At 34.8% G+C, this 25053-nt stretch carries 22 protein-coding genes and 1 pseudogene; 20 read left to right on the plus strand and 3 right to left on the minus strand.

The window, feature by feature from the left end:
- Positions 1 to 56 precede the first annotated feature (56 nt).
- From AAC084_RS19050 to AAC084_RS19070, 5 genes are all read left to right on the plus strand, one after another.
- A complete protein-coding gene (locus AAC084_RS19050; RefSeq protein ID WP_339841888.1) occupies positions 57 to 635 on the plus strand; it encodes a Crp/Fnr family transcriptional regulator in 579 nt (192 codons plus the stop codon).
- Positions 636 to 703: 68 nt separating this feature from the next.
- Positions 704 to 1327 carry a hypothetical protein gene (locus AAC084_RS19055; protein ID WP_339841889.1) on the plus strand — a complete coding sequence of 208 codons (624 nt, stop codon included), beginning with the start codon at positions 704 to 706 and terminating at the stop codon, positions 1325 to 1327.
- 19 nt (positions 1328 to 1346) lie between these two features.
- Positions 1347 to 1787, plus strand: coding sequence for a DUF6326 family protein (locus AAC084_RS19060; RefSeq protein WP_339841890.1), 441 nt, complete (start codon positions 1347 to 1349; stop codon positions 1785 to 1787).
- A gap of 45 nt (positions 1788 to 1832) precedes the next feature.
- Complete coding sequence (locus AAC084_RS19065; RefSeq protein ID WP_339841891.1) at positions 1833 to 3326, plus strand: serine hydrolase; 1494 nt, start codon at positions 1833 to 1835, stop codon at positions 3324 to 3326.
- 102 nt (positions 3327 to 3428) lie between these two features.
- The gene (locus AAC084_RS19070) at positions 3429 to 4454 is read left to right on the plus strand and encodes an adenosine deaminase (RefSeq protein ID WP_339841892.1); all 1026 of its coding nucleotides are present in this window, start codon (positions 3429 to 3431) and stop codon (positions 4452 to 4454) included.
- A gap of 31 nt (positions 4455 to 4485) precedes the next feature.
- On the opposite strand, the gene AAC084_RS19075 is transcribed toward AAC084_RS19070, so the two are convergent.
- Entirely contained in the window at positions 4486 to 5811 is a 1326-nt protein-coding gene (locus AAC084_RS19075) for an ATP-binding protein (RefSeq protein WP_339841894.1), read from the minus strand.
- A gap of 257 nt (positions 5812 to 6068) precedes the next feature.
- On the opposite strand from AAC084_RS19075, the gene AAC084_RS19080 reads away from it, so the two are divergent.
- From AAC084_RS19080 to AAC084_RS19150, 15 genes and pseudogenes are all read left to right on the plus strand, one after another.
- A complete protein-coding gene (locus AAC084_RS19080; protein ID WP_339841896.1) occupies positions 6069 to 6488 on the plus strand; it encodes a hypothetical protein in 420 nt (139 codons plus the stop codon).
- A 134-nt stretch (positions 6489 to 6622) separates the two neighbouring features.
- A pseudogene (locus tag AAC084_RS19085) lies at positions 6623 to 10375 on the plus strand (efflux RND transporter permease subunit).
- The gene (locus AAC084_RS19090) at positions 10372 to 11592 is read left to right on the plus strand and encodes a TolC family protein (protein ID WP_339841897.1); all 1221 of its coding nucleotides are present in this window, start codon (positions 10372 to 10374) and stop codon (positions 11590 to 11592) included. The pseudogene AAC084_RS19085 and the gene AAC084_RS19090 overlap by 4 nt, the downstream one beginning before the upstream one ends.
- 62 nt (positions 11593 to 11654) lie before the next feature.
- A complete protein-coding gene (locus tag AAC084_RS19095; RefSeq protein ID WP_339841899.1) occupies positions 11655 to 14015 on the plus strand; it encodes a multicopper oxidase domain-containing protein in 2361 nt (786 codons plus the stop codon).
- Between the two features lie 2 nt (positions 14016 to 14017).
- A complete protein-coding gene (locus AAC084_RS19100) occupies positions 14018 to 15331 on the plus strand; it encodes an APC family permease (RefSeq protein WP_339841900.1) in 1314 nt (437 codons plus the stop codon).
- 42 nt (positions 15332 to 15373) lie between these two features.
- On the plus strand, positions 15374 to 15919 hold the full coding sequence (locus AAC084_RS19105; RefSeq protein ID WP_339841902.1) for a hypothetical protein: 546 nt from the start codon (positions 15374 to 15376) through the stop codon (positions 15917 to 15919).
- A gap of 70 nt (positions 15920 to 15989) precedes the next feature.
- On the plus strand, positions 15990 to 16181 hold the full coding sequence (locus AAC084_RS19110) for an SHOCT domain-containing protein (RefSeq protein WP_339841903.1): 192 nt from the start codon (positions 15990 to 15992) through the stop codon (positions 16179 to 16181).
- Positions 16182 to 16186: 5 nt separating this feature from the next.
- On the plus strand, positions 16187 to 16573 hold the full coding sequence (locus tag AAC084_RS19115) for a DUF302 domain-containing protein (protein ID WP_339841904.1): 387 nt from the start codon (positions 16187 to 16189) through the stop codon (positions 16571 to 16573).
- A 36-nt stretch (positions 16574 to 16609) separates the two neighbouring features.
- Positions 16610 to 17227 (plus strand): DUF3347 domain-containing protein, encoded by a 618-nt coding sequence (locus tag AAC084_RS19120; RefSeq protein ID WP_339841906.1) that lies wholly within the window; start codon positions 16610 to 16612, stop codon positions 17225 to 17227.
- A gap of 75 nt (positions 17228 to 17302) precedes the next feature.
- On the plus strand, positions 17303 to 17758 hold the full coding sequence (locus AAC084_RS19125; RefSeq protein WP_339841908.1) for a heme-binding domain-containing protein: 456 nt from the start codon (positions 17303 to 17305) through the stop codon (positions 17756 to 17758).
- Between the two features lie 21 nt (positions 17759 to 17779).
- Positions 17780 to 18073: a phosphoribosylpyrophosphate synthetase gene (locus AAC084_RS19130; RefSeq protein ID WP_339841909.1), complete on the plus strand. Its 294-nt coding sequence runs from the start codon at positions 17780 to 17782 to the stop codon at positions 18071 to 18073.
- Position 18074: 1 nt separating this feature from the next.
- On the plus strand, positions 18075 to 18632 hold the full coding sequence (locus AAC084_RS19135) for a helix-turn-helix domain-containing protein (RefSeq protein ID WP_339841910.1): 558 nt from the start codon (positions 18075 to 18077) through the stop codon (positions 18630 to 18632).
- 73 nt (positions 18633 to 18705) lie between these two features.
- Positions 18706 to 21207, plus strand: coding sequence for a heavy metal translocating P-type ATPase (locus AAC084_RS19140; protein ID WP_339841912.1), 2502 nt, complete (start codon positions 18706 to 18708; stop codon positions 21205 to 21207).
- 22 nt (positions 21208 to 21229) lie between these two features.
- Positions 21230 to 21721, plus strand: a complete 492-nt coding sequence (locus tag AAC084_RS19145) for a DUF305 domain-containing protein (RefSeq protein WP_339841914.1) — start codon at positions 21230 to 21232, stop codon at positions 21719 to 21721.
- A 47-nt stretch (positions 21722 to 21768) separates the two neighbouring features.
- On the plus strand, positions 21769 to 23499 hold the full coding sequence (locus AAC084_RS19150; protein WP_339841915.1) for an efflux RND transporter periplasmic adaptor subunit: 1731 nt from the start codon (positions 21769 to 21771) through the stop codon (positions 23497 to 23499).
- 523 nt (positions 23500 to 24022) lie between these two features.
- Here the strand turns inward: AAC084_RS19150 and AAC084_RS19155 are convergent.
- Together AAC084_RS19155 and AAC084_RS19160 are read right to left on the minus strand one after the other, a co-directional pair.
- Complete coding sequence (locus AAC084_RS19155; RefSeq protein WP_286827712.1) at positions 24023 to 24226, minus strand: MbcA/ParS/Xre antitoxin family protein; 204 nt, start codon at positions 24224 to 24226, stop codon at positions 24023 to 24025.
- A gap of 95 nt (positions 24227 to 24321) precedes the next feature.
- Positions 24322 to 24948 (minus strand): hypothetical protein, encoded by a 627-nt coding sequence (locus AAC084_RS19160; protein ID WP_339841917.1) that lies wholly within the window; start codon positions 24946 to 24948, stop codon positions 24322 to 24324.
- Positions 24949 to 25053: the final 105 nt, after the last annotated feature.

The following is a 25053-nucleotide window of genomic DNA, read 5'->3' on the forward strand; positions in this document are numbered from 1 at the left end:
CTAAATTGGTAACTAGTACTATTAATGGTGGTTTTGAAAAATCAAAACAGAACATTATGCATGATTTATTATTTGATTTTATCTCAAAATACATAACCCTTTCCAACGCAGAGAAGGAGAATTTAATTTCTTTAAACATTTTTCATTCTAAAAAAAAAGGAACAGTTTTACTCAAACAAGGGCAGCACAGTAAAGAAGGCTATTTTGTATTAAAAGGATGCATTCGAACCTACTACATCATTAATGGTGAAGAGAAAACAACCGCTTTTTATACAGAAATGGAAGGTGTAACACCAAATATTGTTACTAGTGGTGAAGCATCTGAGTATTTCATAGCGTGTAATGAAGACTCTATTGTAGTAGTTTCTAATCCAGAAATGGAGAGTGAAATTTTTGATAAATTCCCTAAATTCGAGACCTTGTGCCGTATACTATCCGAAGAGCTTTTAGCGAAACAGCAAATCGATTTTGACCAGTTCAAAACTACTTCTCCCGAACAACGCTACTTAAACTTATTAAAAAACAGACCCGACCTTATACAGCGAATTCCACAACATCAACTGGCTAGTTTTATAGGCGTTAAGCCGCAATCATTAAGTAGAATAAGATCTAGAATTCTAGATAAAAAAGTATAGTCTTCATTTCTTCACTTAAGTGAACGTTTTCTGCACTCGAGTGAGTTTAGTTTTGTGTCAAACATATAATGATGCAGAACAACATTTTAATTGTAGCATTGACACTTTTATTGATGAATTCATCAAATCTCAATGCGCAATACACAGAAGAGGAAACCAAAACTAACAGATGTTTTATAGGGAGCACTCCCTTCATGTTCTTTAATCTAGATTCAAATGAGCGACCAGATTTTTATCAGCTTAATCTTGGGTATCGCATAACACACAAAGATGTAATTGCTGTCGAGTTTAAAACGTGGCGATATTTTGAACCATTAGGAATCCCCTATGGTAAATCGCGTAATGATAGTGCCGAAAATTTCCCAGGGTATATTCGAGAAAAAGGATTTGCACTTGCCTATCAACGGTTTTGGTGGAAAGGTTTATATACAGGAATTCATATTATGAATGCCTGGCAAAATTTTATTGACGAAAATGAAGATAAAATTGACAATGGCTTTCAAATTTTTAATACCTATCGAATTGGGTATCACATAAAACTTTTTAAAGGAAGTTTTTTCATTGAACCGTCTATTGCCATAACACATAGACCGTACCACACCAAAATGCCAGATTCATTTAAGCAATTAGATGATAAATGGTCTAAATTCTTTTACGGAGAGCCAGGGCTGCATGTTGGTTTTAATTTTTAAAACACTTAAATATTGACCATTGAACAATAGAACCATAAATACCAAACAACTACTATCAACTCTATGGATATTTTTAACTGTTAATTATATCTTCTGTGATGTATTCTCTCTGTATTATTCAGAGTTTTTAAAGCAGTTACTTATAGGCGAAATTGATGGCATTTTATTTACCGAAAAATTTCTACTCTCTTTTGCTATAATTATGGAGATCCCGATGTTAATGATAGTACTCTCCAAAATACTTAACCACAAACAAAATAGAGTACTAAATATAGTTTGCGGAGTCTTAATGATTGTTGTTCAGATTGGTAGTTTATTAACTGCTAACAATACGCTGCATTATTATTTTTTCAGCTTCATCGAGATTTGCACTTTGGTAATCATAATCTGGTTTGCATGGAAATGGATTACTCCTGAACAATTGATTAAAACGGATAAAACAACAATGCAAACAAGATAATAGTAAAGGAACCAATTAATATAAAACTCATTCAAAAGCAAACAAATGAACAAATCATCACTCTTATATTTTCTTTTTTTTATCGCCAACGTATGTTATGGCCAAAATGATGCTCAAAGACTAAAGGGACTTGACCAAGACATACAAACCTTACTTGAATCTTATAATGCAGTTGGTTTATCTGTATCGATTGTAGAAAAAAAAAATATTATATATTCTAAAGGTTTTGGTTACAGAAATTTAAAAAGCAAACTACCTGTTTCTGAGAATACAAGTTTTCATGTAGCTTCTGTTACAAAGGCATTTACGGCTTCTTTATTGGGAATTTTAGCATCTAGAGATAGTATTTCTTTAAAACAAAAGCCATCTTTTTATATTCCAAAACTTCAATTCTTCAATAATGAAATGGACAATTTAATTACTATAGAAAGTTTATTGTCCCATAAAAGCGGCATTGGAAATCTTGATGGTTCTCTTGTTCTTTTTCCTGAGAATAATAGATTAAAAGCTCTTGAAAAACTAAAATATCTAAAGCCTAATGGTAAAATCAATGATAGTTGGTTATATAGTAATGCAGGCTATACAATAGCTGGCGCAGTTACCGAGCAAGTTTCTGGCCAAAGTTGGGACAAGAATATTGAAAGTAGAATTTTTAACCCTTTATATATGACCAATTCGCATACCGATGTGCAAAAAATGAAATTCAAAAACAACTATTCTTTGGGCTATGGATTGTTACATGGAGAAATTAAAAATGTTCCTTTTGAAAATTATTTTGATTATAGTCCAGCTGGTGCTATTAAAAGTTCATCAAACGATTTGGGCAATTGGATGATTACTTGGTTAAACGAAGGCAATTTCGAGGGTAATCAAATAATACCCCAAAATTATGTTTATGACGCTACCACAATACATAATATAAGACTAGGGCAAAGAGAAGAAAATTCTTTCTTATTTGGTGATGGATTCGGTTGGAGAATGGAGTCGAAAAACGGTAATTACAAAGTATATCATGGCGGAAACACTTCTGGTTTTACATCACTCGTTGTTTTGTATCCGTATAAAAAACTAGGTATTACAGTACTGACCAATCAACAAAATTCTACACTACCATATATAATAGCAGATATAATAACAAATAGGATGTTACAAATGCAAAAGATGGAAATCAGTGAATACCCTATTATTGTTTCTGATATTTACACTAATGACAAGGTTCTAAATGCAACAACCCAAGAAAAAAAACCAACTTATAAATTATCAGATTTTTGCGGCAAATATTTCCACCAGGGTTATGGAAAATTAGAAATAAAGGAATTAAATGGTGTTCTTTATGTTTCTTATCCAAGCATCACTTATAGACTCGAATATTTATATAACAATACATTCAAAATGAAGCTTGATAAAAATGGTTCTCAAATACTGAATCCAGATTTTTTTGAATTAGCTTTTTATTCAGATAATGGTGGTATAATAAATACTATGAAAATTAATCTAGCATATGAACCTATAGAATTTGTTAAGTTAATTACGGATTAAGGTTTAAAAGTAATTGTAACAACCGATAAAATACAGATGATTATGCTTTTTAAATACCAAACATATTTACTATGTTTATAGCAAATCAAAAAGCCCGACATAATGGAATCATCTGAACTTCATAAAATTATTCAAGGTATTCCTAAAGCTGAACTTCACTTGCATATTGAAGGAAGTTTTGAACCCGAACTTATGTTCAAGATAGCAGAAAGAAACAATATTGTCTTAACATATGATTCTATTGAATCGTTAAAGAAAGCCTACCAATTCAATAATCTTCAAGAGTTTTTAGATATCTATTATGCCGGTGCACAAGTATTGATTCATGAACAAGATTTTTTCGACTTAACATGGGCATACCTTACCAAAGTGCATAGTCAGAATGTAGTACATGTAGAAATATTCTTCGACCCGCAAACGCATACAGACCGAGGTATTTCTTTTGATGTAATGTTTAATGGCATTTATAAAGCATTAGAAAAAGCCAAGAACGAGTTAAACATTTCCTATAAACTAATTATGTCTTATTTGAGGCATTTAAGTGAAGAAGCAGCATTTGAAACATTAGAAGCTTCCCTCCCATTTAAGCATTTAATTGATGGCGTAGGTTTAGACTCCTCTGAAATGGGAAATCCGCCAAGTAAGTTTGAAAAAGTATTTAAAGCATCTGCCAAAAATGGTTATAAATTGGTAGCTCATGCTGGCGAAGAAGGTCCGGCAGAATATATCTGGGAAGCCTTAGATCTTTTGAAAGTCGTTCGAATAGACCACGGAAATCGATGTTTATATGATGAGAGTTTAGTGCAAAGATTAGTAAAAGAGAAAATTGCTTTAACCCTCTGCCCTACTAGTAATGTTGCACTCAAGGTTATTCAAAAAATGGAAGAACACCCTGTTGCTCAAATGCTTGAAAAAGGAATTTTAGTTACTATTAATTCTGATGACCCAGCGTATTTTGGCGGTTACATGAATGAAAATTATTATGAAACAGCAAAAGCCCTAAACTTAAATATTGACCAATTAATGCAACTAGCCATCAATGGTTTTGAAGCAAGTTGGTTAAGCAAAGAAGCTAAAGAGAAACGAATTATTGAAGTAAAAGACTATTTCAATTCTTTAAGCACATAAATAAGTACTCTCAATTGAAAAATTTTTATAATTAGCTCTTGGCCAACGGAATAAAAACTTCAAATTTCGCACCATTTCCAGGGCTACTTTCTACTCTAATTTTTCCTCTATGGGTAAGTACTATTCTTTTCACTATAGCTAAACCAATACCTGTACCTTGATATTCTTCATCACTATGTAAACGCTGAAAAATTTCAAATACTTTGTTTTCATATTTCTGGTCAAACCCTATTCCGTTATCGACTACAACAATATGAGCATATTTACTATCTTCGGATAAATCAAGATTAGGATATGATTTACCCTCAATAATATCTCCGCTTACTTCTATTTTAGGGAATTCATTCTTTTTAGTGAATTTAATGGAGTTCGTAAATATATTGAATAACAACTGTTTAAACTGAATAGGCCTTACCGTAATCTCACAATCGTTTAAGACTTTAAGAACTGTCTTGTGTTCTTTCAACTCTTCACTCAAAACATCTTTTACATCTTCAACAAGCTTTTTAAATGACACATTCGTTAAGCTATTGTCAATTGTTTCGGCAAAACCGTAGGTCAATAGATCTTGAATAAGGTTACGCATTCGTGCAGCAGAAAGGTCAATTCGCTCTAATTTATGTTTTCCGTTAGCAGATAAATTATCGAATTCAGTATCACTTACTTGAGAAATGAACATTTGAATTTTTCTTAAAGGCTCTTGTAAATCATGACTACAGATATGGTTAAAAGATGCTAAATCATTAATCATCAACTCTAACTTAATAGTCTTAATCTCTAACTGATTTGTCCGTTGAAAAACCTTTTTCTCTAATTTTTTAGAAAACTTTTTAAGCTTCTTATGCGTTTTTTCTAGCTCTACCTTATTTCTTCTAAGTTCTAATAAGTTTATGACTTGTTCAGAAATAATTTGGAGCGACTCTTTTTGATTGACTGTCAAAGTTCGAGGCTTTCTGTCTATTACACATAAAGTACCTAAGGGTAAACCATTTGAATTTCTTAAGGGAATACCAGCATAGAACACGATATTAGGGTCACCGGTAACCAAAGGGTTATCATGAAAACGAACATCATCTCTAGCGTCGTTCATTGTGAATATGGCATCATTTCCGGTAATTGCATGCGCACAAAATGCATTCTCTATTGGAGTTTCTGAAACAGCTAAACCATGGTGAGATTTAAACCATTGCCTTTTATCATCAAGTAAAGTAATTAATGATATAGGTGTTTGACAAATTTCAGCAGCAAGTTTCGTAAGGTTATCATAATCCTGTTCAGGCAGTGTGTCTAAGATAGAATATGAATTAAGAAGCGTAAGTCTCTCCTTTTCCTTATCATGAATCTTGGCTTTTATCATATTTTATATTCTAGTAGATATTTAAAATGAAAATAGTAAAAAACAGGAACAAATATAAAACATTAACCATCCTAGTTGTATAAATATAAGTCAATACCATTTAGGAATAGAGTAACATAAAATTAATCCTATTTACATTTTTTCAATATTCATAACTGAAAAATAAATTGATTTGACCTGGTGTAATGTGCGTAATGAGACAATTGTTAATTCAAAAAAGCACTAGTTTGTAAAAATAATTGTTAGTTTTGCATGGAATGAAACAAATTTTGCATAAAATAACAGCAGTTTTTATGGCAGCCGTAGTTCTGATGACTACGATGTCTTTTGCTGTTGACATGCATTATTGCGGAGATACATTGGTTGATTTTTCTTTTGTTCATCAAGTAGAATCTTGCGGCATGGAAAAAGCCCAGGTTATTGCAAATTGTGAAACTTCTATTGCATCAGAAAAATCTTGCTGTACCGATAAACAATTGATTATAGAAGGTCAAGAAGATTTGAAAGTTTCATTTGACCATCTAACATTAGAGCAACAAATCTTTGTTGCTTCCTTTACATTTTCTTACATCAATCTTTTTGAAGGAATTGAAACTAACGAAGTTCCTTTTGTAAATTACGCACCGCCCTTTCTCAAACAGGATGTGCAAGTACTGCACCAGACATTTTTAATTTGATTTATTAGACACTTCCGATAAACATCGGACATTAAAGCCCTTTGCAATTTTGTTTTGGGCATGTTTTGTTGTTTTTATTTTTTTTTGAAAACTATCAAAATCATATTAATATAACTGTCTAATATTCAATTCATATGCTCAATAAAAGCATCAAGTTTCTTATAGATAATAAATTGGTTGCTGTTCTTTTACTCGCACTCTTTGTGGGTTGGGGAATTGTAAATACCCCTTTTAATTGGGATACCGGCATTCTACCTTCTGACCCTGTAGCTGTAGATGCCATTCCTGATATTGGAGAAAACCAACAAATTGTTTTCACCAAATGGCAAGGTCGTTCGCCACAAGACATTGAAGATCAGATTACCTATCCTCTTACTACAGCGCTCTTAGGTATACCTAGTGTGAAGACCATACGTAGTTCTTCAATGTTTGGCTTCTCTAGTATTTATATCATTTTTGAAGAAGATGTCGAATTCTATTGGACCCGAAGCCGAATATTAGAAAAACTAAATTCTTTACCTAGCGGATTATTACCTGACGATGCTAATCCGGCTTTAGGTCCCGATGCAACAGGTTTGGGTCAGATTTTTTGGTACACCTTAGAAGGTCGGGACAACGATGGTAATGTTACGGGAGGTTAGGATTTACAAGAACTGCGAAGTATTCAAGATTACTATGTAAAATATGGATTGGCCTCAGCAAGTGGTGTTTCTGAAGTTGCATCTATTGGCGGTTACGTTCAAGAATATCAAATAGATGTTGACCCTGAAAAGATGCGCCAGTATAATATTGGTTTAAGTGCTATAGTAAAAGCAGTCAAGCAAAGTAATCAAGACATAGGTGTACAAACTTTAGAGATGAACCAAGCCGAATATTTAGTCCGTGGCTTGGGTTATATAAAATCAATTTCAGACATTGAAGATGCTGTTGTTACTTCTGAAGATTTCACCTCTATTCGTATTAAAGACATCGCTAATGTTCATTTAGGCCCTGAAGCAAGACGCGGTATTTTAGATAAAGAAGGTGCCGAAGTTGTTGGTGGGGTCGTAGTTGCTAGATACGGTGCAAATCCACTAGAAGTAATTAATAATGTAAAAGAACAAATTGCTGAAATTTCATCTGGACTACCTAATAAGGTTTTAGCAGATGGTCGTACTTCACAACTTACCATTGTTCCTTTTTACGACCGTACAGAACTTATTCAAGAAACATTATTTACACTAAAGGAAGCACTAACATTAGAAATTCTCATTACCTTTTTGGTCATTATTGTAATGGTTTTCAATCTTCGCGCATCCATTCTAATTTCAGGATTATTACCAGTTGCCGTACTCATGGTTTTCATTGCGATGAAACTCTTTAATGTAGATGCCAATATTGTTGCCCTTTCAGGTATTGCCATCGCTATCGGCACAATGGTGGACGTTGGTGTCATACTTGCCGAAAATATGATCCGACATTTAGAGGATGAAAAGTTACGTTTTCGAGAAAGTGGTATTGAATATACCACGAATGAAATAGTTTATAACGCAACCGCCGAGGTATCAGGTGCTATACTTACCGCTGTTTTAACAACGATTATCAGTTTTTTACCCGTATTTACTATGGTAGGCGCTGAAGGAAAATTATTTCGCCCCCTAGCATTCACCAAAACAATGGCACTATCGGCGTCATTGATTATTGCACTTTTTTTAATTCCACCAATCGCAGCATTCCTTTTTAGAAAAAGTAACATTAAGGAACGCTCTTTATACATAATAAATGGTGTGCTCATTATTCTTGGTATCATAGCAATCGCCTATGGTTATTGGTTAGGTCTTATATTGATTGGATTTGGAGTTGTTGCATTCTTACGTTCTCGCAGTTTATTTACTGCCAAGCGAGCTAACCTCATAAATATTATTATTTCAACCGTAGCCATTGTAATCTTACTGGCAGAATATTGGCGTCCGCTCGGGTTCGACCGTAGTATTATAATGAACCTAATTTTTGTTTCGCTTATTTGTTTTGGATTACTAGGTGTGTTTACTGTTTTCCAAAGGTATTATGATCGCATCCTTCGTTGGGCACTTCAAAACCGAATCCTTTTTTTAATGATTCCAGCCACGGTTTTGATTTTAGGTATAGTCATAATGCGCAATACCGGTAAAGAGTTTATGCCAGCGCTTAATGAAGGTTCCTTTCTTTTAATGCCTACCTCTTTACCACATGCTGGTGTTGAGGAAAACAAGCGTGTGCTACAACAACTCGACATGGCCGTTGCCAGTATTCCAGAAATTGAAACAGTTGTAGGTAAAGCAGGTAGAACAGAATCTGCCCTTGATCCTGCACCATTATCGATGTATGAGAATATGATTCAGTATAAATCTGAATATATGCGGAATACAGATGGGGAGCGACAACGCTACCGAATAAATGACGATGGCCTTTTTGTACTTAAAAATGATAAATTCATCATCAATCCGAACAATAAAACTGATGCTGATGCAAACTACGATGCTTCAAATTTGAGAACAACGGCAACTCATCATGACCTAATTCTCGATGATGACGGTGAATATTACAGAAACTGGTGACCAGAAATAAATAGTCCCGATGATATCTGGAATGAGATAGTTAAAGTAACCAAATTCCCAGGTATTACATCTGCGCCAAAATTACAGCCGATTGAAACAAGGCTTGTAATGTTACAGACTGGAATGCGAGCACCTATGGGGATAAAAGTAAAAGGTCCTGACCTGAAAAGTATAGAAGCCTTTGGCTTACAACTTGAAGATATTTTGAAACAAGTAGAAGGTGTAAAAAAGCAAGCTGTATTTGCTGACCGTATTGTTGGTAAACCTTATTTACTTATTGATATAAAGAGAGATCAATTAGCCCGATATGGAATTACAATTATGGATGTACAAGAAGTGCTTCAAGTTGCCGTTGGTGGCATGCCTCTTACACAAACAGTAGAAGGTCGAGAACGATATGGAGTTCGAGTTCGTTACCCAAGAGAACTAAGAGCAAACCCAGAAGATTTACGAAATATTTATGTACCTGTTGCGAATGGAAGTCAAGTACCACTTGGGGATCTTGTAACTATTAGATACGAGCAAGGCCCACAAGTAATAAAAAGTGAGGATACTTTTTTGATTGGTTATGTCTTATTCGACAAACTAGATGGTTTTGCAGAAGTAAATGTGGTGGAAAATGCACAAGCACTAATTGAGCAAAAAATAGATAGTGGCGATTTACTGGTTCCCGAAGGCATTAGTTATCGCTTTACCGGAACGTATGAGAATCAACTACGTGCAGAAAAAACCCTTTCTATTGTTGTACCTATGGCATTAGTCATCATCTTTTTAATTCTCTACTTTCAGTTTAAATCAGTTTCTACTTCGCTAATGGTATTTACAGGAATAGCCGTTGCTTTCGCTGGTGGATTCATAATGATATGGTTGTATGGGCAAGATTGGTTCTTCAATTTCAATTTATTTGGCGAGAATCTTCGAACACTTTTTAATATGAAGACCATCAATTTAAGTGTAGCGGTTTGGGTAGGTTTTATAGCCCTTTTTGGTATTGCTACAGATGATGGCGTAGTAATGGCCACGTATTTAACTCAGACTTTTGACAGAGAAAATCCAAATGATAAGAAGGGAATTCGACATGCAACATTAGAAGCTGCCGGTAAAAGAATACGCCCATGTTTAATGACAACAGTAACGACCATATTGGCACTTTTACCAGTGTTAACGTCCACAGGAAAAGGAAGTGATATTATGATACCGATGGCTATCCCGATTTTCGGAGGAATGATTATCGATATAACATCATATTTCTTAGTGCCAGTACTATTTAGCTGGAAAAAAGAATACCAACTTAAAAAAGCAAACAAATGAAAAATTGTATAATTATAATAGGTCTTTTGTTCGTTTCAACATTCGCTAAAGGACAACAATTACAAACTTATATAGACGAGGCCACAATAAACAGTCCAGAGATTCAAGCCTTCGATATTCGATATACTATTGCTGAAGAAAGAGTGGAAGAAGCAAATTGGTTACCCAGTACTGAAATTAGCGCTGGCTACTTTGTAAGTGAACCAGAAACGCGTGTGGGAGCACAACGTGCTAGAATTAGTTTGAAACAGATGCTACCTTGGTTCGGTACCATTAATGCACGTGAAAATTATGCATCATCAATGGCAGAAGCTGAGTTCATTGAGGTTACAATTGCCAAGAGAAAATTGGCGTTATCAGTTGCCGAAACATATTATTTGCTTTATGAGGTACGCAGAAAACAAGCGATACTAGATGAAAACATTCAACTTTTAGAAACGTATGAACGTCTTGCACTTACCTCAGTAGAAGTAGGTAAAGCTTCTGCAGTTGATGTACTACGTCTGCAAATAAGACAAAATGAATTAGTACAAGAAAAAAAAGTTTTGGTGCAACAAGCATTAGGAATTCAAGCAGCTTTCAACAATTTACTTAATAGGCCATATAGTCTTGCAATAGAAACAGTACAGAATTTACAGTTGCCCGAAGAAGATTTGATGACTAGTTACGATGCGTTATCACTTAACCCCGAACTACTCAAATATGATAAGCTTTATGAATCAGTCATAAAATCTGAACTAATTAATCAAAGAGAAAGTTTACCAATGATTGGTGTTGGAGTAGATTACCTACCTGTGAGTGAACGAACTGACATGGCCTTATCTGAAAATGGAAAAGATATTTTGATGCCAATGATTTCTGTATCCATTCCGATTTTCAATAGTAGATATAGCTCTATTTCAAAACAAAATGAACTCCGTCAACAAGAAATTAAGAGCAAAAAAGAATTGCGATCAAATGTTTTGGAGTCTGCTTTCGCCAAAGCGTTGTCCCAGCGAAATCAATCGCGAATTAAATACGAAACACAAATTGAAAATCTTAAACAAGCTAAAGATGCAGAAGAAATATTAATCAAAAACTATGAGACAGGTACAATAGATTTTAATGATGTTTTAGATATTCAAGAGTTACAATTAAAATTTCAAATGAACCAGATTGAATCTGTAAATAATTATTATTCGCAAACGGCGATCATTAATTATTTAACAAATCAATAAATGAACGATTAGCGTCAAAGGAAATCCATAATAAACGATAATTTGTTTTAAATAGTAATTCTATGAAACTTATACTCAACATTTCACTACTAGTACTGATTGTTTCTCAATCCATTTTTGCACAGCAAAAAAACGGTAATAAAGACCATTTAGCTGTGCATGAATACACTTTGACCATTAAGAAAGAGATGGTTAATAAGGCAGGTAAAGAAGTTATGGGAATGACCGTGAATGGGACCATACCAGGACCAACACTCGAATTTACCGAAGGAGAATATGCAGTTATACATGTTAAAAATGAAATGAGCATGGAAACTTCAGTTCATTGGCATGGGTTACTATTGCCGAATTTTCAAGATGGTGTTCCGTATTTAACAACACCACCTATTAAACCTGGTACAACGTTCACTTATGAGTTTCCTATCAGGCAATCGGGAACTTATTGGTATCATTCACACACCATGTTACAGGAACAGAGTGGCGTTTTTGGCTCTTTGGTGATACAGCCAAAAGCTCAAACACTTGAATATGATAAAGAACTGGTTTTGATGCTGTCTGACTGGACGAATGAGAAACCACGTAATGTGTTACGTAATTTAAAACGTGGCAACGAGTGGTATCAGATGAAAAAAGGGACTTCAACACCGTTAAATAGGGTTGTAGCACGTGGAGCTTTTGGTGCACAACTAAATTTTTGGAAACAACGAATGGAAGGTGCAGACATTGCAGATGTATACTATCCAGCTTTTTTAGTTAACGGTAAAGAAACGGTTGAATATCCAGAATTTAAGTCTGGAGAAAAAGTCCGACTGCGTATCATCAACGGTTCTGCCTCCTCGCAGTTTTGGATGACCTTTGGAGGAGAGCTGCCCATATTAGTATCTGCCGATGGACTCGATGTCGTTCCTGTAGCTCGTAATAAAACCTTTATTGGGGTAGCAGAAACTTATGATTTTATCGTTACGATTCCACAAAATGGAAAAATTGAATTTAGGGCAATGGCACAAGATGGTTCGGGAACAGCTACAGCTTATTTTGGAGAAGGAACAGTACTGAAAGCTAAAGAACTTCCGCGTCCAGACAAAATAAAGATGATGCAGCAAATGGCGAAAATGGACATGAAAATGGGTGCGCACGCTTTAAAATTCCAACCCAAAGAGGACGACCGTTTTGAGATGAAAGAAGAATATGGAATGCAGATGGATGAAATGACCATGAAAACAGATGCTGTGATTATGGATCATAGTAAAATGGATCACGGTAAGATGAAAGAGAATAACTTGAAGATGGAAAATATGGAAATGAAATCCGATTCCACATCTATGGATCACTCAAAAATGCCTTCCGACAAAAAAGTAATGGACCATTCCAAAATGAGTGCTATGCAGATGAGTGGCATGAACATGTTCGATGAATATAATTATGAATACCTGAAAGCAAAGGAAAACACTACGTACAGTAAAGACCTTCCTGTTAAGAAAATTCTCTTGAATCTAACAGGAAACATGAACCGGTATATATGGAGTATGAACGGTGTTCCATTAAGTGAAGCAGATAATATAAAAATTAGTAGTGGTGAGGTCACTCGTATGACCTTTAATAATCTAACCATGATGCACCATCCAATGCATTTACATGGTCATTTCTTTAGGGTAATTAACGAAAACGGTGAATATTCACCATTAAAACATACCGTAAATGTGCCGCCAATGCAAGAAATTACCATAGAATTTTATGGCAACAATGGCGACGAATATGGAGATTGGTTTTTTCATTGTCACATTCTTTACCACATGATGAGTGGTATGGCGAGAGTAATAAGTTACGATACTCCACGAGATTCTAGAATGGCGGAATTTCCAGTATCAAAATTGATAAGCGAAGCAGATATGTTTTATTCTTGGTCTATGTTAGATGTCGCGTCGCATATGACCGAATTTAATTATGTTGCCTCGAACATACGGAACCAATTCAATGTCAAGGGTGAATATGGTTGGAATCAAAATTTAGAAGCGGAAATCACATACGAACGATACCTACACGATTATTTGAGAATTTTTGCTGGGGTGAACGTAGAAAATGAAATGGAAGACAGTTTAGATGAAATATCGACAACTGCGATTGCCGGAATTCGATTTTTAACGCCTTATTTATTTAATCTTGATGTACGGATAGATAACAAGTTAAGACCTCAAATAAGTTTAAGTCGTGAAATTATGATTTTTCCACGAACTGCCATTTTCGGAAATTATGAATATCAAGCAGATTTTGGATGGGTAAATGACTTCCCTACAAGTATAGACTATGAAAATGAGGTTGTTTGGAATGCTGGTATAGAATATTTTTTATCACGTAATTTTTCGTTGATGGGAAGCTACGATAACCGTTTTGGAGCAGGTGGCGGACTATCATTAAGGTTTTAAATATGAACAATAACTATAAAAAAGACAGTCTATCATTAATAGGGGCTGTAGCATTAGGTACCGGTGTAATGATTGGTGCTGGAATATTTGCCTTATTGGGTCAGGTCGCTGAACTGTCAGGTAATTTATTTCCACTTGCATTCATTGCCGGAGCCATAATTTCGGGATTTAGTGCGTATGGTTATATTAAAATGTCAAACGCATTTCCATCCTCTGGCGGAATAGCTATGTATTTGGTGAAAGCCTACGGAAAAGGAACTGTTGCGGCATCAGGTGCACTTTTAATGGCGTTTTCAATGATAATCAATGAAAGTCTGGTCGCCCGAACTTTTGGTTCTTATACCTTACAGCTTTTTAATGTGGGCAACAATAGTGTTTGGGTGCCAATACTAGGTGTAATCTTAATAGTCGGTGCCTTTCTAATTAATATTTCTGGCAATAAAATTATTGGAAAGTCATCATTAATTATGGCTATCATTAAGGTTGGAGGTATCGCTATATTTGCAATAGGCGCTCTTTGGGCTGCTGGATTTTCTTTCCAAGATGCTATTTCTTTAAGCAATTCAACAAATTATGCGATAACAGATTATTTAGGTGCATTGGCATTATCCATTTTGGCGTATAAAGGATTTACAACTATTACAAACAGCGGTGGGGAAATTGTTAACCCAAAAAAGAATGTGGGCCGGGCAATTATAATTTCTCTTTCAATATGTACTATAATATATCTATTAGTAGCATTTGCGGTTTCCTCTAATTTAACTATCTCAGAAATTGTAGCAGCCAAGGATTATTCATTGGCCGAGGCTTCGAAGCCAGCTTTTGGTCAATACGGATTATGGTTCACCGTTGGTATAGCAATAGTAGCTACCATATCTGGAATTATAGCCAGCATCTTTGCCGTATCAAGAATGACAGCAATGTTAACAAAAATGAAGCTCATTCCGCACAAACATTTTGGAATGCCTGGTAATATTCAAAAACATATGTTGGTTTACGTTGCTGTTATAGCAATTGTGCTAACTATATTTTTTGATTTAAGTCGAATAGCATCTTTGGGTGCAATATTTTATTTAGTAATGGACATCGGCATCCAATGGGGTATACTTCGAAATTTAAGAAAAGAAATTAAAGTTAATTCAGCCATAATTATAATTGCAATACTATTAGATATAATAGTTTTAAGTGCCTTTTTATGGATTAAAGCAAGCACCGATATAACAGTCATAATTGTTGCATTAGTGGCTATGACACTTATCATTTTAGGAGAAAGATGGTTTTTAACTGACTACAAAAACATCAAGGAATCAGCATAAAAAATGTATATAAATAATTTAAAATTAATAAAAATGAAAAATATGAAAACAATAGTAAAAACGCTACTGGTTATAGCATTAATCGGTACGGTGGTTAGCTGTAAGTCAGCTTTCAATGCCACCGAAACAATGCAGGTTGATGAAAATAGAAGTGCCATTTATCAAGAAATCATTTCAAACCCTATTCAGTTTACCAATTTTATCAGTGAGGCAGAAAAAAGTGAAGAAGCTAAAAAGATATTGATGAAAGCTCATATGGAAAAGATGGAATCTGGAGATATGAAAATGATGATGGATAAAAATCCTGAAATGAAAGCAAAAATGCAATCCCATATGCAGATGATGATGGAAAAAAATCCTGAAATGATGCAAAAAATGCAATCTAAAATGCTCAATAAAATGATGGAGAGTGAAGAGGGTCGTAAAATGCTGATGGATGAAATCCATAAAAACAAAATGATGAAAAAAGAAATGAAAACAAAGATGATGCAAATGATGGATGAAAACCCTGAAATGATGGAAGAAATGATGCAGAAAAAGCCCGAAATGATGAAGAAGATGAAAGGGAAAATGAAGAATGAAGGATAATAAATTCCTCACTAAAGATTGGGGTAATTACAAATGAAAATAATTAATTAACTATTAAAACTATACAATTATGATGATGTGGTGGTGGATACCCATACCGTTGATGCTTGTATTGGCAGTATTTCTGTACAACAGACGAAATGGACAAAATACCGTGAAGGAAGAAAAACCCATGGAAATTCTGGACAGTCGATTCGCAAAAGGTGAAATATCTAAAGAAGAATATGAAGAACATAAACGAACGTTGAATATTAAAAATTAAAAACAATGAAATATTATTTTAATAAAACAGTCAATGGAACCTTCGAGGAGGTAATAGAAAAAGTGACAGAAGCCTTAAAAAAAGAAGGCTTTGGTATTCTTACTGAAATAGATATTCAGAAAACCTTAAAGAAAAAACTGGATGTAGATTTCAAGAAATATAAAATTTTGGGTGCTTGTAACCCGCCATTTGCCTATAAAGCTCTAGAGGCAGAAGATAAAATTGGTACGATGTTACCTTGCAATGTCATTGTTCAAGAAATAGAGTCAGGGATTATTGAAGTTGCCGCAGTTAATCCGATGGCTTCAATGCAAGCTGTAAACAATGAAGCACTTAATAAAATTGCATCAGAAATAACGGCAATGTTAGAAGATGTAATCAAAAAATTATAGCAATTAATTAATAAGTAAATTTTAAACCTCAACACAATGAAAAAAGTACACGTTACAACAACAATTCTTGCAATGGCACTTATAAGCTTAACCGCTTTATCTTGTAAAGACGATAAAAAAGAACATGTGAATGGTGATAGCCATTCTGAAATGACTCATGATGAAAATAAAGATAACACCATGGAACATGATAACATGGATATGGCATCCCATGATGGGCAAATGACCAGTTCAAAACAAGTAGTTGCAGATTATATGACTTTAAAAGAAGCCTTGGTTGCTAGTAATAAAGATGCTGCTGCAAAGGCAGGAACTAAAATAGTTGGAAGTTTACAAATCTTTGATATGAGCGGTTATACGGCATCACAACAAAAGGAACTCAAAGACATTATTGCTGATGCTACAGAGCATGCCGAGCATATTGAAAAAAGTGAAATGGACCACCAACGTGAGCATTTTAAAACGTTGAGTAAAGATATGATGGATATGGTAGCGATTACAGGAACCGATGCGACACTATACCAACAAACTTGCCCAATGTACGACAAGGGTAGCGCTTGGTTGAGTATGGACAAAAATATTGAAAATCCATATTACGGAAGCAAAATGATGACCTGTGGTAAAGTGGAGAAGGAGATTAAATCTACCATGTAAATATCACTTAAAATCTTCAAGGTAGTTCCGTCGCTTTTTTTACGGCGGATTCCTTGTAGTATTAAAAAAGTTTAAATGAAAATTTTTAAAATCATAGCATGGGGATTATTATTTGCTTTTGTGGCGATTCAATTTTTTTCCACAGAACGCAATCAAAGTAGCGTGGTACCAAAAACAGATTTTTTGTTGGTCAACAATCCACCACAAAATATCAGAACCATACTACAAGAATCCTGCTACGATTGCCATAGTAACAATACAGAATATCCTTGGTACAGCAATGTACAGCCTGCAGCTTGGTTTTTAGAAGACCACGTTAAAAATGCTAAAGGCGAATTGAATTTTAATCTTTGGAATGAACTTTCCGATAGAAGGAAGTCCAGTAAATTAAAGTCAATAATAAATCAAGTGAAAGATGATGAAATGCCACTATATTCATATACATTGATTCATAAGAATGCCATTTTGAGTGATTCAGATAAGAGGGCGCTAAATAATTATATGAATAGTTTATTGGAGATTTTAGAATAATCATTGCTAAATAAAATACATATGGAAACTTACGACACACTTTCAGAAGGCATCCACAATTTACAAAAGCGTGGATACACTTATGATTTCAATTTGAAGCACGAGCATATCGAATGCAATGCGTTAAAATTGAAATTACATCCCGAAGATTTTGAAGTAGATGAATTCTATCGATTTGAAGGCATGAGCAGTACCGACGACAATAGCATTCTATATGCCATACATTCTAAAAAAGGGATTAAAGGCCTTTTAGTTGATGCGTACGGTGTTTATGCCGAAAATATTTCAGAAGCCATGCGGAAAAAATTAAAATAAAATGCAGCAAATCCTTCACATCAAGAACATGGTTTGTGACCGTTGCAAATCGACTGTATTACGCGAACTCAAAAACTTGGGCTACACGGTTGATGCGGTAGAATTGGGACAAGTCAAAATTAGTGGAAAAAGTGAGGTGGAGTTGTCTAAAGTAGAAGATGCACTTCAAAGCCATGGATTTGAACTTATTAAAGATGAAACAGATAGCTTAATAGAAAAAATAAAGATTGCTCTGATAAAGAAAATTGAGAATCAGGACAACACTAATCTATCCAACTATTTAACAAAGCAGATTAATAAATCATATTCGGCACTGAGTAAAATGTTTAGTAAAACAGAAGGAATGACCATTGAAAAATATGAAATCAATTTAAAGATTGAAAATGTAAAAGAAAAGATTCAGTTAGGGCAACTCAATTTTTCCGAGATAGCGTATAGTCTTAATTATAACAATAGCGGACATTTGGCGAGACAGTTTAAAAATATTACAGGAATGTCCATGACCGAATTTAAGAACCTACAACAATGGGACAGAAAATCCATTGACCAAATTGTGTAAATAGTATCCAAAATCGTACTAATGAAAATGCTGAACCAGAAGTACTTTTGAACAATCAAATAGTATTATACCTATGAAACATACATATCACATTCACGGTATGACCTGCAATGGTTGCCGTAATCACGTTGAAAACATACTATCAAAAGTTGATGGTGTAAGTAATGCATTTGTGGATTTAGAGAAGGCTGAGGCCACGATTGAAATGGAGTCTCATATTCCTATAGAAAATTTTCAGAAAGCGCTGCTAGATGATGGCGGTTCATATAGCATTCATAATGTAGGGGAACATCAGCATCACTCGGAAAAGAAAAAAGAAAAACCAAAAGGAACAGGAACAGGTACGTTTTACTGCCCCATGCATTGCGAGGACGATAAAACCTATGATCAAGCAGGCGATTGTCCGGTTTGTGGAATGGATTTAGTGGAAGAACAAAGTTTAAGTGCAACCAATTCAGAGCAATGGACATGCCCTATGCACCCAGAAATTATTCGCGATGAACCAGGAAGTTGCCCTATCTGCGGAATGGATTTGGTGCCTTTGCAACCAGACCTTTCCGCAGAAGAAAAGACATATAAAAAACTTTCAAAAAAGTTTTGGATAGCACTTGCTTTAACCTTGCCCATCTTTCTCATTGCCATGAGCGAGATGATTCCTAATAATCCGCTGTACGATATTATGGAGCAGAAATGGTGGAACTGGATTCAGTTTGCACTTTCTATTCCCGTAGTCTTTTATGCCACATGGATGTTTTTTGAACGCGCTTACCGAAGTATCAAAACGTGGAATCTGAACATGTTTACCCTCATTGGCATTGGTGCCGGTGTGGCTTGGCTTTTTAGTGTTTTTGGAATGTTGTTTCCAGACTTTTTTCCTCCGCAATTTAAAACGGAATCGGGTGCGGTACATGTTTATTTTGAAGCGGCAACCGTTATTCTTACGTTGGTCTTAATGGGTCAGGTGCTAGAGGCACGTGCTCACAGCAAAACAAATTCTGCCGTAAAGGAACTGTTGAAACTAGCTCCTAATAAAGCTGTACGTGTTGTAGATGGAATTGAAGAAGATGTTGCTATTGAGAAAATACAAAAAGGCGATACGTTGCGGGTGAAACCGGGAGAAAAAATTCCTGTAGATGGAGTTATTATTGAAGGACAAACCACCGTTGATGAATCTATGATTTCGGGTGAGCCTATCCCTGTTAACAAAACATTGGAAGACAAAGTAAGTAGTGGAACTATAAACGGAAATCAGTCTTTCTTAATGAAGGCCGAAAAAGTAGGTAACGAAACCTTACTGTCTCAAATTGTACAAATGGTAAACGACGCCAGTCGTAGTCGAGCTCCTATTCAGAAGTTGGCAGATACCGTTTCTAGTTATTTTGTACCAGTAGTGGTGATTATTTCGGTGATAACATTTGTGGCTTGGGCCATTTGGGGTCCAGAACCTGCGTATGTATTTGCTCTGGTGAATGCCATTGCTGTTTTAATCATTGCCTGCCCTTGTGCTTTGGGTCTTGCTACTCCCATGTCTATTATGGTTGGGGTCGGTAAAGGAGCTCAGAACGGAGTGTTGGTTAAAAATGCCGAAGCCCTAGAGAAAATGTATAAGGTAGATACTCTAATTGTTGATAAAACAGGAACTATTACCGAGGGTAAACCAACGGTAGAGGCTATTGGTACCTCGAGAGGGGATTATTCTGAAAAAGAAGTATTACAATACATAGCTTCCTTGAACAATTCTAGTGAACATCCACTTGCGGAAGCAACGGTGAAATACGGAAAAGAAAAAGGGGTAGAAATCTTGAAAACCGAAAACTTTAATGCTGTAACCGGAAAAGGAGTAGAAGGAAAAATAAAGGGCAAAAAAATAGCTTTAGGGAATGTTAAAATGATGGAACACGTTAATGCTACTCTAAACTCTGAACTCGAAAATGCGGCTAATGAACATCAAAAGAAAGGCAAAACGGTATCCTATCTAGCCATTGAGAAAGAGGTAGTTGGCTATGTTGTTATTGGTGATAAAATAAAAAGTACAAGTGCCGAAGCTATCAAAGCACTTCAAGGGAAAGGGATAACCGTAATAATGCTTACTGGCGATAATTATGATACCGCACAAGCGGTGGCCAAAGAGCTAAACCTCGCGGACTTTAAAGCGGGAATGCTTCCAGAAGATAAATTAGCAGAGGTGAAAAAGTTGCAGGAACAGGGTCATATTGTGGCTATGGCAGGCGATGGTATTAATGATGCACCAGCTTTGGCAAAAAGTGATGTTGGCATAGCCATGGGAACTGGAACTGATGTTGCCATTGAAAGTGCCATGATAACTTTGGTAAAAGGTGATTTACACGGAATTGTAAAAGCGAGAAATTTGAGTGATGTCGTAATGAAGAATATCAAGCAAAACTTATTTTTCGCATTGATTTATAATACTATTGGTATTCCAATTGCAGCCGGAGTGCTATACCCTGTTTTCGGACTCTTATTATCACCAATGATTGCTGCTCTAGCCATGAGTTTTAGCTCGGTATCCGTTATTGCAAATGCACTGAGATTAAAAACTAAATCAATAAACTAATTTCTGTTAAAACCCCGAAGAGATGGATAGCACTAAAAATATGAATCACGATTCAATGAAGAAAAACCAATACACAAAATTTATTGGAATGCTAGCAGCTTCATTCGTAGCCATGTATATTACAATGTATTTAAATACATATGCTATTGACCATGTATATCTTAGCTTAACCAGGTTTTATATGACTTGTTTAGGTATTTCTACAATGGCTATTATCATGTTTGTAGCAATGCGTAACATGTATAAGAATAAGAAGAAAAACAAAGCCATTATTGTCGGTAGTATCGCTCTATTTATAAGTGCATTAATGTTAGTTCGAACACAAGCACCAATTGTTGGTGATGTATTGTGGATGAAAGCAATGATTCCACATCATTCCATTGCAATTTTAACTAGTGAACGCGCAGCTATACAAGACCCAGAAGTGAAAAAATTGGCTAATGATATTATTGAAGCACAAAAAAAAGAAATAGAAGAAATGAAGGCGATGATTACGAGACTTGAAAACGAATAGTTTTCAAATTTAAAGTGTAATTATTTACTTACTTAAGTACTGTTATTATGAATAAGAATATTTTATATATAGGGATTGCTGTATTCGTCGGTTTATTTGCTGGTTGGATTATTTTCGGAAATAATGGTTCTAAATCGAACTCAAAATCAACTATTTCTGATACACATGACCATTCTAATGAACCCCAAGAAGAAGTATGGACCTGTTCTATGCACCCACAAATTATGCTACCAGAACCTGGTGATTGCCCTATTTGTGGAATGGATTTAATTCTTGCGGAGACTGGCGCAGAAGAACTTGCTATAAATGAGATAAAAATGTCTAAAAATGCAATGTCTCTCGCTAATATTCAAACAACCATTGTGGGGAGCAATACCCCTTCGGAAAAAGATGGAATAATATCGCTTTCAGGGAAAATTGCTGCAAATGAAGAGAATAACAAGGTGCAAGCGAGCTATTTTGACGGTCGTATTGAGCAACTAAATGTAAATTATGATGGCCAAAAAGTAACTAAAGGTCAACTTTTAGCTACTATTTATTCGCCAAACCTTGTTGCAGCACAACAAGAACTAATAACAGCTGCTTCTTTAAAAGAATCACAACCTGCACTCTACAAAGCCGTTCGTAATAAATTGAAAAATTGGAAGCTTTCAAATACACAAATCGACGCCATAGAATCTTCAGGTAATGTCCGTGACAACTTTCCTGTTTATGCAACAATTAATGGAACTGTTTCAGAAGTAATGGCACGTGAGGGTGATTATATAAAGCAAGGGCAGCCTATTCTAAAAGTAAGCAATCTAAATTCCGTTTGGGCAGAGTTCGATGCATATGAAAATCAAATTTCAAATCTAAAAGAAGGTCAAAAAATAAAGATTTACGCGAATGCATATAGTACTAAAGAATTTGATGCATCGATATCATTTATCGACCCTATACTTAATAATGCGACTCGTACTATAACAGTGAGAGCAACCATAAAAAATAATGATAATTTATTTAAACCTGGTATGTTCGTAACAGGCAAGATTCAAGGAAAAACAGTAAAATCAGAAATGCTTAACATACCTGCCTCTGCTGTAATGTGGACTGGTGAACGGTCATTAGTTTATATAAAAACAAACCCTAATGAGCCCATTTTTGAAATGAGAGAGGTTTCTATCGACAAGCGAAATGGAGAAAATTATAGGATTAGTGCCGGCTTACAAGATGGAGATGAAGTTGTAACAAATGGTATTTTCACTGTAGATGCTGCAGCACAACTACAAGGAAAAAAATCAATGATGAATAAAGGAAAGGTAGTCAAATCTGAAATGCCAATATCTCAAATGAAAATGAAATTTCCAGAAAGCTTTAAAAATAGCTTTAATGACGTAATCAAGCCTTACCTTGAAATGAAAGATGCTTTTGTAAAGAATGATGTAAAACAAGTTTCTGCCTTCGCGAAAAAGACTTCCAAGTCTTTAAAAGCATTAGATACAGGAAGTTTGGGAAAAATGGAACAATTACATATTAAGAAAAGCATCGAAATGATCGATGCCATTTCAGAAAATGATGATTTAAAAAATCAACGAAATTATTTTGTTTTGCTAAACGAAAATATAGTTCCTATAGCAATGAATGCCGATGGTAATAATCAGATACTATTCGTTCAAAAATGCCCAATGGCAAATAATAACAAAGGGGCAATTTGGTTGAGTACTGAAAAGGATATTAAAAATCCATATTATGGTAATGACATGCTCACCTGCGGTAGTGTGATTGAAGAAATCAACTAATGTTTTTTTTAATTAAAAAGATTTTTAAAAAAATAAAGCCTTGTAAACATAGAGTCTACAAGGCTTTGTATTTAAATAAATTAGCATTTTCAAATACATTCTTAAACATAAAATACTTGTAGTCATATTGAAAATTTCCGGTATTTAAAAAAGCTTTTCACTTTTGTTTAAATAGAATTTCAATCATATACTAAATGAAGAAAGCCCTACATCATAAGATATAGGGCTTTTTTTAAAGCGGAGAAAGAGGAACTATCCATAATCTACATTATCGCCTGTTTTCGGGCGATAAACAAACTCTTAATTTTAAGGTCCACCGAATTAGCCCCTTTTTAACAAAAATTTGGGTGTTTTGGGTTATCTGCCTTTAAATTAACGGCAAATAAGCTCATTTACGAAATTCTAATACGTAATCTACATTTCTAAAAAAGCAATATAATATCTTCTTTAAAATATAATACCATCCTTTATTTGAACTTTACGAATTACGACTTGGTGTCCTAACTCTTGCTTTATTTGAACTTTAAGCCAAGATACCGTGTTCAATTCTTCCTAAAGCATACATAACCTTCTGTACGCCTCTTGCACTCTTTAAAAGTGATTCAGGGGTTATCCCGCCCAAGGCTTTTGACTTTGTCTTTAACCACTTTTCAAAGTTAGTTTTATCCTCGAAAACTGATTCGCCGTATTCCTTTAATCGAATTTGTTCTTTCTTTAAGTTTTCCATTCTTTAATTTGTATGGTTATGATTAACGACGTGGTGTCCTAACTTATCCTTTATTTGAACTTCAGTTTAACTGGATTCTTTACTATAATACGTCTTTATTTGTCCAGTCGGTATTTGCTATACTTAATAATCAATCCTTCTGCCGCCCTTATCATCATAGGTTCCGCACGAGTAGTCCAATTAAGAGCACCATCTTTTTCAAAATCTGAATGTCTTTCAGTATCTATTGCATTAGCATTTGAAGAAGATATCATGGTGCCACTTTTCAAATCATAAATTTTTATGGAGACTGAAGACCTGTTGCTTGTATTAAAAGAGGATGATTGGTTATTTGTATAAAAGCTACTAGCATTATTGGATATAATTTGTCCCCTAACATTGATTAAAAAATCACAATTCGAGTTTTCATATAGCTCTTTTAGTTCCGACTGGGTTGCTTCAAATTTTATTTCCGGAGCGACCAATACAACATTTCTCAATGAGGTAAGGTCGATTAATGAGTCTCCAAGAATTTTGTTAAACTCCTCGTGTATTTCCTCATAAAGTCTTTTGTTGTTTTCGATTTTTGAATTGGATCTTACGTCATTAAGGATCCATTTGCCACTACTAAAGTCCAAATTCTTTCCTGTATCGAATTCATAGGTATATTTTCCGCCAACACATGAGTAACTGAGAATGACAATAGACATTAATATTAGGTTCTTAAAGTTTCGGTTTCTCATATCAAAATGTTTTACAACATACATATAATCCTTTATTTGAACTTTGTCGCTATAGATGGGTCTTTGGTTAAGAGCTTTGGTTATTTCTTAGTTATTCATATATCT

Origin of the sequence: uncultured Maribacter sp., assembly GCF_963977385.1 — a bacterium.
Classification (GTDB): domain Bacteria; phylum Bacteroidota; class Bacteroidia; order Flavobacteriales; family Flavobacteriaceae; genus Maribacter.

Excerpts from the sequence above, each read along its gene's own strand:
- AAC084_RS19050 (WP_339841888.1), top strand. The coding sequence starts at position 57 with ATGCATGATTTATTATTTGATTTTATCTCAAAATACATAACCCTTTCC.
- AAC084_RS19055 (WP_339841889.1), top strand. The coding sequence starts at position 704 with ATGATGCAGAACAACATTTTAATTGTAGCATTGACACTTTTATTGATG.
- AAC084_RS19065 (WP_339841891.1), top strand. The coding sequence starts at position 1,833 with ATGAACAAATCATCACTCTTATATTTTCTTTTTTTTATCGCCAACGTA.
- AAC084_RS19070 (WP_339841892.1), top strand. The coding sequence starts at position 3,429 with ATGGAATCATCTGAACTTCATAAAATTATTCAAGGTATTCCTAAAGCT.
- AAC084_RS19075 (WP_339841894.1), bottom strand. The coding sequence starts at position 5,811 with ATGATAAAAGCCAAGATTCATGATAAGGAAAAGGAGAGACTTACGCTT.
- AAC084_RS19080 (WP_339841896.1), top strand. The coding sequence starts at position 6,069 with ATGAAACAAATTTTGCATAAAATAACAGCAGTTTTTATGGCAGCCGTA.
- AAC084_RS19090 (WP_339841897.1), top strand. The coding sequence starts at position 10,372 with ATGAAAAATTGTATAATTATAATAGGTCTTTTGTTCGTTTCAACATTC.
- AAC084_RS19095 (WP_339841899.1), top strand. The coding sequence starts at position 11,655 with ATGAAACTTATACTCAACATTTCACTACTAGTACTGATTGTTTCTCAA.
- AAC084_RS19100 (WP_339841900.1), top strand. The coding sequence starts at position 14,018 with ATGAACAATAACTATAAAAAAGACAGTCTATCATTAATAGGGGCTGTA.
- AAC084_RS19105 (WP_339841902.1), top strand. The coding sequence starts at position 15,374 with ATGAAAACAATAGTAAAAACGCTACTGGTTATAGCATTAATCGGTACG.
- AAC084_RS19110 (WP_339841903.1), top strand. The coding sequence starts at position 15,990 with ATGATGATGTGGTGGTGGATACCCATACCGTTGATGCTTGTATTGGCA.
- AAC084_RS19115 (WP_339841904.1), top strand. The coding sequence starts at position 16,187 with ATGAAATATTATTTTAATAAAACAGTCAATGGAACCTTCGAGGAGGTA.
- AAC084_RS19120 (WP_339841906.1), top strand. The coding sequence starts at position 16,610 with ATGAAAAAAGTACACGTTACAACAACAATTCTTGCAATGGCACTTATA.
- AAC084_RS19125 (WP_339841908.1), top strand. The coding sequence starts at position 17,303 with ATGAAAATTTTTAAAATCATAGCATGGGGATTATTATTTGCTTTTGTG.
- AAC084_RS19130 (WP_339841909.1), top strand. The coding sequence starts at position 17,780 with ATGGAAACTTACGACACACTTTCAGAAGGCATCCACAATTTACAAAAG.
- AAC084_RS19135 (WP_339841910.1), top strand. The coding sequence starts at position 18,075 with ATGCAGCAAATCCTTCACATCAAGAACATGGTTTGTGACCGTTGCAAA.
- AAC084_RS19140 (WP_339841912.1), top strand. The coding sequence starts at position 18,706 with ATGAAACATACATATCACATTCACGGTATGACCTGCAATGGTTGCCGT.
- AAC084_RS19145 (WP_339841914.1), top strand. The coding sequence starts at position 21,230 with ATGGATAGCACTAAAAATATGAATCACGATTCAATGAAGAAAAACCAA.
- AAC084_RS19150 (WP_339841915.1), top strand. The coding sequence starts at position 21,769 with ATGAATAAGAATATTTTATATATAGGGATTGCTGTATTCGTCGGTTTA.
- AAC084_RS19155 (WP_286827712.1), bottom strand. The coding sequence starts at position 24,226 with ATGGAAAACTTAAAGAAAGAACAAATTCGATTAAAGGAATACGGCGAA.
- AAC084_RS19160 (WP_339841917.1), bottom strand. The coding sequence starts at position 24,948 with ATGAGAAACCGAAACTTTAAGAACCTAATATTAATGTCTATTGTCATT.